Raw genomic sequence first — 6,796 nt, 5'->3', positions numbered from 1 at the left:
CATCTTCCTCACCGATGTCCACTTTGCTGCGCGCAGTCCGGGTTGCTCACCGAATTGATGTCGGCCGGGCGTGACACCATTGAGGTATGACCGTTTTCGCTGCCAAGGGTGCCGATCCTGGGGTGGACGCAGCAGCCAGCACCGGTCCGGGAGCCGCGCCCGGACGAAGCACTGGGTCCAACGCGCACTCGACGGTGTGGGAGCCGGAGGGCCCGTACAACCTCGTGCGTACCGTGGGGACGCTGCAGTGCGGTGCGCACGATCCGGCGTTCATCCACCACCAAGGTGCCGCCTGGTTGGCCTTCAGGAACGACGACGGCGCTGCCACGGTCCGGCTCGAACAGCGCGGAGCGTTGAACAGTGCCCGTGTCCACGCGACTGCCTGGGGCCCCGGCGCGTCCGCCGCGATCGAGTCAATGCCCACCCTGCTCGGCGCCAACGACGACTGGAGCCACTTCGACAGCCCCGGCTACCAGGCGAACCTCCCCGAGATCGCCCGCAAGGGGCGCTACCTCAACCCGGGTTTGCGGCTTCCGTCAACGGGTCGGATGCTGGACGCCGTCGTCCGCGTCATCCTTGAACAAAAGGTGACCGGGATCGAGGCCAAGCGGGGGTGGCGCTGGCTGCTGACTCGGCACGGCGATACTGCTCCGCAGGCGCCCGGAGCCCCGAACGGATTACGAGTACCGCCCTCCCCAGCCCAGTGGCGGCGCGTGCCCTCCTGGGATTGGCATCGGGCGGGCGTCGACGCGCACCGATCGGACACCATCATGAGGGCCGTGGCGATGGCCTCTGGGGTGGAGCGCCTGGCGGCCGTCAAGTCATCGGCAGAAGTCACGGCGGCCCTGCGTTCGGTACCGGGGATCGGCGTGTGGACTGCTGCGGAAGTTCTGCAGCGCACACACGGCTGCCCTGATTCGATTTCGGTCGGTGACTACCACCTGGCCGCCTATGTGGGCGCTGCACTGACTGGGCAACGGACCGACGACGCCGGGATGGTGCAGCTCCTGAAGCCGTGGACCGGGGATCGGCAACGGGTGGTGCGAATGCTGTATTCAAGCGGCTTCCGTAAACCCACCTACGGTCCACGGCTAGCACCCGAGGATCACCGCCACCGTTAGGCTTAACCCATGAGTGAACCACTAGATGTGACGGCCGTGTTTATCCCCAACCCCGGCGAGGTCTTCCGGGTGAAGCTAGCCCTCGACATAGCCATTGAGCAGGTAGTCAACGAGCCTGGATGCATCAGGTACGAGATTACCGATGTTGCTGAGGACCGCATTGTCCTGTCCGAACGGTGGGAATCCGAGGAACTGCTGGAGAAGCACTTGCAGGGTCCGGCGGTACAGGACCTGGGCGAGTCGCTCAGTGCCCTGTTGGCCGAGCCGGTCCAGGTCACCAAGAACGCCTGACGCACCAAAACCGTCTGGCACGCGAAAACCCCGGGCCCTTCTCAGGATCCGGGGTTTTCGTTTGGACTCGCCTCAGCTGGGTCCGAAGACTAGCTGGTCTTCTGGTCGTCCTGAACTGGGGCGTCAGCGGCTGATGCCTCTGCTGAAGCTCCGGCCTGTGCTGCTGCCTGCTGCTGGGCTACCTGCTCGTGGACCTCTTTCATGTCCAGGCCCTTCACCGCGTCAACCAGTTCACCGAACTGGGTGGCGTTCATCGCGCCGGGCTGCGAGAACACCAGCACCTTTTCGCGGAAAGCCATCAGCGTGGGGATCGAGGTGATCCCGGCCGCGGCGGCGAGGGACTGCTCGGCCTCGGTGTCCACCTTCGCGAAGGTGATGTCATCGTGCTTCTGCGAAACGGCGTCGTACACGGGAGCGAACTGCTTGCACGGGCCACACCATTCAGCCCAGAAATCGACGAACACAATGTCGTTCGTTTCGATGGTCTCGGGGAAAGTTGCCTCGGTTACTTCAATAGTTGCCATGCTTTAACGCTAACGAGTTTACTCGCCGATGTCTCCCCGTGTTCGCTCTCGATGAAGATTACCCGGCGATTCGCCGGATTAATCCTCGAAAAGTGCACGCTGCAGCACGTTGTCTGGGCCTGCCGATCGCCCGCTCTCCCCAGCAAATGGGCAAAAAAGTAGCCCGTCTAGATCTTGGCGGAGATCTAAACGGGCTACTTCACCGGACTACCGGCGATGTGGCAGATACTGGATTCGAACCAGTGAAGGCGATGCCAGCTGATTTACAGTCAGCCCCCTTTGGCCGCTCGGGTAATCTGCCATACGTCCTCATAAATGAGGTTTACCCACGGTAACCGCGGGCAAGACAACTTTACAGAAAATCGGGGCAAGAATCGAATCGTCCCCGGACAGACGCGATTGGGCCTACAGTCCGGCGTTCACGCGACGCTCGATCTGGGCATAGAACGCGTCCGCCTGATCGGCAGTAACTGAGCCGAGGGCGACGGCGTGATCCAGTTCGGACCGCACCCCCGCCAACCGCTCCGAGCTGGCCGAAACAGGATACGAAACCTGGACCGACGACGACATATTGGCTGCCGCCGCCGGCATCGCGGAGAGGCCGGTGATGGACACCGCCGACGACGCGGCCAGGAAGGTCCCAGCCACGGCATGTCGAACTCGAACTTGGTACCGGACACGCGGCTTGCTGCTCATAGCTTCTTTCCTCCGGGGTGGTCACTGGAACCAACACTTTCACCGGCTGGTGTGAGCCGACACTGGGCTTCCTGTAGATCAGCTGGGAGCCATTTGCAGCAGCCCAGTGGCACATAACCGATTAGGCTTGGACCAGATCCTTCTCACTACCCCTAGGAGACATTGTGGCGAGCGAATCCACTTTCGATGTAGTTAGCAAAGTAGACAAGCAGGAAGTTGCCAACGCCCTGCACCAGGCGCAGAAGGAGATCGTCCAGCGCTACGATTTCAAGGGCATCGGCGCCGAGGTGGACTTCAGCGGTGAAATGATCCTGATGAAAGCCAACTCTGAAGAGCGTGTGCTGGCTGTCCTCGACGTCCTCCAGTCCAAGATGATCAAGCGAGGCATTTCGCTGAAATCACTGGACACCGGTGAGCCTTACGCTTCCGGCAAGGAATTCCGCCTGGAAACCACCATCAAAGAGGGCATCGCCCAGGATGTGGCGAAGAAGATCAATAAGCTGATCCGCGATGAGGCGCCAAAGGGCGTCAAGTCCACCATCCAGGGCGACGAGCTGCGGGTCAGCTCCAAGTCCCGCGACGATCTGCAAGCCACCATGGCTCTGCTGAAGAACTTCGACGAGGCTGACCTGCAGTTTGTGAACATGCGCTAAGGCACCAGCTGGTCATTGAGGTGGCGCTCCCGTACCCGGGAGCGCCACCTTTTTTGTGCTCTTTCCGATCCCCCTCTTCGGTTCGCTATGGAAGTAACTTTGGTCAAACCTTTGACATTTGTTACCTGTGTCACTCAAACTTTGAAAACAAAAGTTGTCTGGCAGGCTACAAGGCGGCGAATCGTCGTCGACCTTTCGAGAGAAGATCGCACTCCATGACCGAAAATCAAGACTTGACTCACGACGACGTCGCAGCCGCAGCGGCTCACGTCGTCGCAGCATTTTCGCGGACCGACACCGCAACGTATTTTGCATCCTTCAGTGCCGATGCGACCTTCGTCTTCCACACTGAGAACCGAAGGCTCGAGCGGCGGTCCGAATACGAGGCCCTCTGGCAGTCATGGCTTGCCGAGGGCTGGCAGGTCACTGAGTGCCTCAGCAGTAACCCGTCCATCCAACTGCTGGGCGACACCGCGGTGTTCTGCCACGACGTCACGACCACCTTCAACACCGGAGAGACCACGGTCGAACGCGAGACGATCGTCTTCCACCGGTCCGACGACGGGTCCATCCTCGCCGTCCACGAACACTTATCCCCTCTTCCCAACTCCCCCGAAGCCAGGTAACCACCATGAGCACACAGAGCACCGGACGTACCGGCTCAGCATTTTCCCGGCTATCCAATCATCTTGAGAAGAATTCGGAGGGCTTCGGCCCCATTCGAGGCACCCTCGGCGCCGGCCGTATGGGCATGATCTGGCTGGCCGCCAACCTGGTGGTCACCACCCTGCTCACCGGGACACTGTTTGTTCCCGGAGTGAGCTGGCCCCTCGCCGTCGGGCTGATCATTCTTGGTACAGCCATTGGTGGCGCCGTTCTGGTGTTGGTGGGCAACATGGGTACCCGCACCGGGCTGCCGACGATGTCGCTGACGAAGGGGTCCTTCGGGCTCCGCGGCTCCTTCCTCCCCGTCGCCGCGAACGTGATCATCCTGATGGGCTGGAGCTGGGTTCAGGCCATGCTGGCCGGAGTGACGGTCAATTTCCTGGTGGAGCAAGCCACCGGCTTCTCCAACCCCATTCTGTTCTCGGTGCTGTGTCAGCTGTTGGTGGTGTGCCTGGCGATCTTCGGTCACGCCGGCATCGCCCGGGTGGAGCCATGGCTTGCCCTGGTCATCCTCGCCTTCATGGCGTACATCTTCGTTACGGCGTTCACCACCTTCGCCCCCTCGGAGTTCATTGACCTGCCAGCCGATCCGGAACTCGGCTGGTCCGGGGTGGTGGTACTCGACGTCGTCATCGCCACCGCAATCTCCTGGACCGTCCTGTCGGCTGAGTTCAACCGCCTGGCGAAGTCCCAGGCCGCAGGCATGATCGGTTCGGGTATCGGCTACCTGCTGTCGACGGTGCTCGCTATGGTGCTGGGCGCCACCACCGTGGCGTATCTAGTGCTCGACGGCGGCGAGGCCGTCGCGTTCGACCCCACCGCCATTGTTGCCGCCTTTGGAACACCGCTGGCCGTGGTCATCTTCCTGTCAGTGATGGCCACCAACACCATGGTGGTTTACGGAATGGTGTCCTCGGTGGTGAATATGGTGCCGTCCAGCAAGGTCAAGTTCCTTCCTACGGCGCTCGTGCTGGGCGCGATCTCGATTGTTGGGTCCACCTGGTTGGCTTTGCTGGATCAGTTCACCTCTTTCCTGGTCCTCATCGGGTCGCTGTTCATCCCGGTGTTCGCTGTGATGCTGGTGGATTACTACATTGTTCACAAGCGCCACTACAACAAGGACATCCTGCGTGGCACCGGCGGAGACTACTGGTACTTCAAGGGCGTCAATATTGCCGCGGTGGCCGTCTGGATCATTGGCGCTACTGCGTCCTTGATACTGACCTATTCATTGCCAAGCCCGATCGGCGCGACCATTCCCACCTTCATCCTTTCGGCCGGGCTGTACCTGGGGTGGGCCATCGCGGCCAAGCGGATCGTGTCCGGGACGCCCCAGCATTCGCACCTGAGCGACTCCGAGTCGCCAGCGAACGCGGATTCCGGACGCCGTGCGGCTCGTTGATCTTTCGCATCCCATTGTCAGTGGGATGCAGGTCTTTCCCGGTGACCCGGAGGTGACGATCACGGTTGCGGCCGAGATCGCCGCCGACGGGTTCCAGGTAGCCGAGGTGCATGCGGGCACCCACACCGGAACCCATCTGGACGCACCGTTGCACACGGTGCAGGGTGGCTCGTCAGTGGATCAGATCGACCTCAGCCGGCTGGTCGGCGTGGCCCGCATTGTTCGGCTTCCGGTGGTCGATGCGGGTCACGTGTTTGTCTGGTCCGACGTCGAGGCACAGCTTTCCGATCTGGACTCCGTAGCGATGGTGCTGTTCCACACCGGCTGGTCGCAGCACTTCGGCACCGAGCTGTACCTGCGGCATCCAGCGTTCGACGCCGACATTGCGCTTGGTTTGTTGGATCGCGGTATTTCGGTGGTCGGCGTCGATACCCTCAACCCGGATCTCACCGACCTGTCCGGGGCTGAAGTGGATCTCCCCTTTCACCGGGCATTACTGGGTGCCGAGGGTGTCATCGTTGAGAACCTGACCAATCTTGCGTCAATCGATTTTGCTGACCCGTGGGTCTCGGTGCTGCCGTTGCCGTTCGCCGGAATGGACGGTTCGCCGGTCCGTGCAGTGGCGATGGAGGTCGCCGTCGGGTAAGCGCTGCTCTCCTCCCTGCCGTCGATTCACGGTTCGGAGGGTGCTCAGCGGGCGGTCCGGGGTCTGATTTCCGGTGCTGATTTTTGGTGCTGAAAATAGTTGAAAAAGATTTTCTGGTGGCCCTGAATCGGCCCCTGTTTTGTCAGTGCTCGATGATGGAATGGAGGTATGAAAAGCAGTAAAGCTTCTTCTACCGGATCGGGACTCTTCCCCGATTCCGGCCCGGATTCTGGCTCTGATTCGGCTTCTGATCGCGGGTCCGCGAACAGGTCCGCGGATGCTTCAACGGGGGCGTCCGCGGGGGCGTCAGCGGGGGCTTCCGGCGGTCACGGTCCGGGTGGTCCACTCGGTGCCGACGCTGTGTGGACGGCCCCAGGGGCAGAAGCACCGATTACTTTTGCTGATTCTGGATCTGATTCTGATGGCCGGGTGCGTTCTGGTGATGGGCGGCCGGCGTTGGCCGGGAAGGTGGTCTTGGCCGCGGTCGCCGGCCTGGATTCAGGCCAGACGCTGACCGTGTTGCAGGACCTTGGCCGGCTGCGGTCCTGGGTAGATGCGCAGGAAGCGAAGGCGGTCACCCATCTTCATGACCTCACCACCGAGGCGCACTCCTGGGTGGGTGACCCGGGGCATGCCCGTACGCTGAGCGCGTCGGAGATCGGTGCGGCCCTGCGCCTGCCGGAGCGCACCGCTGGTTCTCTGCTTGACCATAGTGAGCTTTTGGTCCGCGATTACCGGGCCACCCTGACCGCGTTGGAGGATGGCAGGTTATCGCGCCGTCACGCGTGGGCGGTGGT

The 6,796-nt window shown here is 61.8% G+C and carries 8 protein-coding genes, 1 tRNA gene and 1 pseudogene; 7 read left to right on the top strand and 3 right to left on the bottom strand.

The features are described 5' to 3' along the window. Positions 1-86: 86 nt before the first annotated feature. A complete protein-coding gene (locus DDA93_RS15740) occupies positions 87-1,121 on the top strand; it encodes a 3-methyladenine DNA glycosylase (protein WP_243400673.1) in 1,035 nt (344 codons plus the stop codon). Between the two features lie 9 nt (positions 1,122-1,130). Further along, positions 1,131-1,412, top strand: coding sequence for a putative quinol monooxygenase (locus DDA93_RS15735; RefSeq protein ID WP_116779273.1), 282 nt, complete (start codon positions 1,131-1,133; stop codon positions 1,410-1,412). Between the two features lie 89 nt (positions 1,413-1,501). On the opposite strand, the gene trxA is transcribed toward DDA93_RS15735, so the two are convergent. The 3 genes from trxA to DDA93_RS15720 form a co-directional block, all read right to left on the bottom strand. Continuing rightward, positions 1,502-1,936: a thioredoxin gene (gene trxA, locus DDA93_RS15730; RefSeq protein WP_116779272.1), complete on the bottom strand. Its 435-nt coding sequence runs from the start codon at positions 1,934-1,936 to the stop codon at positions 1,502-1,504. Between the two features lie 219 nt (positions 1,937-2,155). Continuing rightward, positions 2,156-2,237, bottom strand: a tRNA-Tyr gene (locus tag DDA93_RS15725). A gap of 104 nt (positions 2,238-2,341) precedes the next feature. After that, positions 2,342-2,632 (bottom strand): hypothetical protein, encoded by a 291-nt coding sequence (locus DDA93_RS15720; RefSeq protein WP_116779271.1) that lies wholly within the window; start codon positions 2,630-2,632, stop codon positions 2,342-2,344. A 164-nt stretch (positions 2,633-2,796) separates the two neighbouring features. On the opposite strand from DDA93_RS15720, the gene DDA93_RS15715 reads away from it, so the two are divergent. From DDA93_RS15715 to DDA93_RS15695, 5 genes and pseudogenes are all read left to right on the top strand, one after another. Next, complete coding sequence (locus DDA93_RS15715) at positions 2,797-3,285, top strand: YajQ family cyclic di-GMP-binding protein (RefSeq protein WP_019484312.1); 489 nt, start codon at positions 2,797-2,799, stop codon at positions 3,283-3,285. 215 nt (positions 3,286-3,500) lie between these two features. After that, positions 3,501-3,911 (top strand): nuclear transport factor 2 family protein, encoded by a 411-nt coding sequence (locus DDA93_RS15710; RefSeq protein ID WP_116779270.1) that lies wholly within the window; start codon positions 3,501-3,503, stop codon positions 3,909-3,911. 5 nt (positions 3,912-3,916) lie between these two features. Continuing rightward, a complete protein-coding gene (locus DDA93_RS15705; protein WP_116779269.1) occupies positions 3,917-5,353 on the top strand; it encodes a cytosine permease in 1,437 nt (478 codons plus the stop codon). 25 nt (positions 5,354-5,378) lie between these two features. Beyond that, complete coding sequence (locus tag DDA93_RS15700; protein ID WP_243400672.1) at positions 5,379-5,999, top strand: cyclase family protein; 621 nt, start codon at positions 5,379-5,381, stop codon at positions 5,997-5,999. A 429-nt stretch (positions 6,000-6,428) separates the two neighbouring features. Further along, a pseudogene (locus DDA93_RS15695) lies at positions 6,429-6,796 on the top strand (HNH endonuclease); the annotation flags it as partial.

It is taken from the genome of Arthrobacter sp. Bz4 (assembly GCF_003075455.1).
Taxonomy (GTDB): Bacteria; Actinomycetota; Actinomycetes; order Actinomycetales; family Micrococcaceae; genus Arthrobacter_D.
This window is presented reverse-complemented; position numbering and strand designations above follow the sequence as displayed.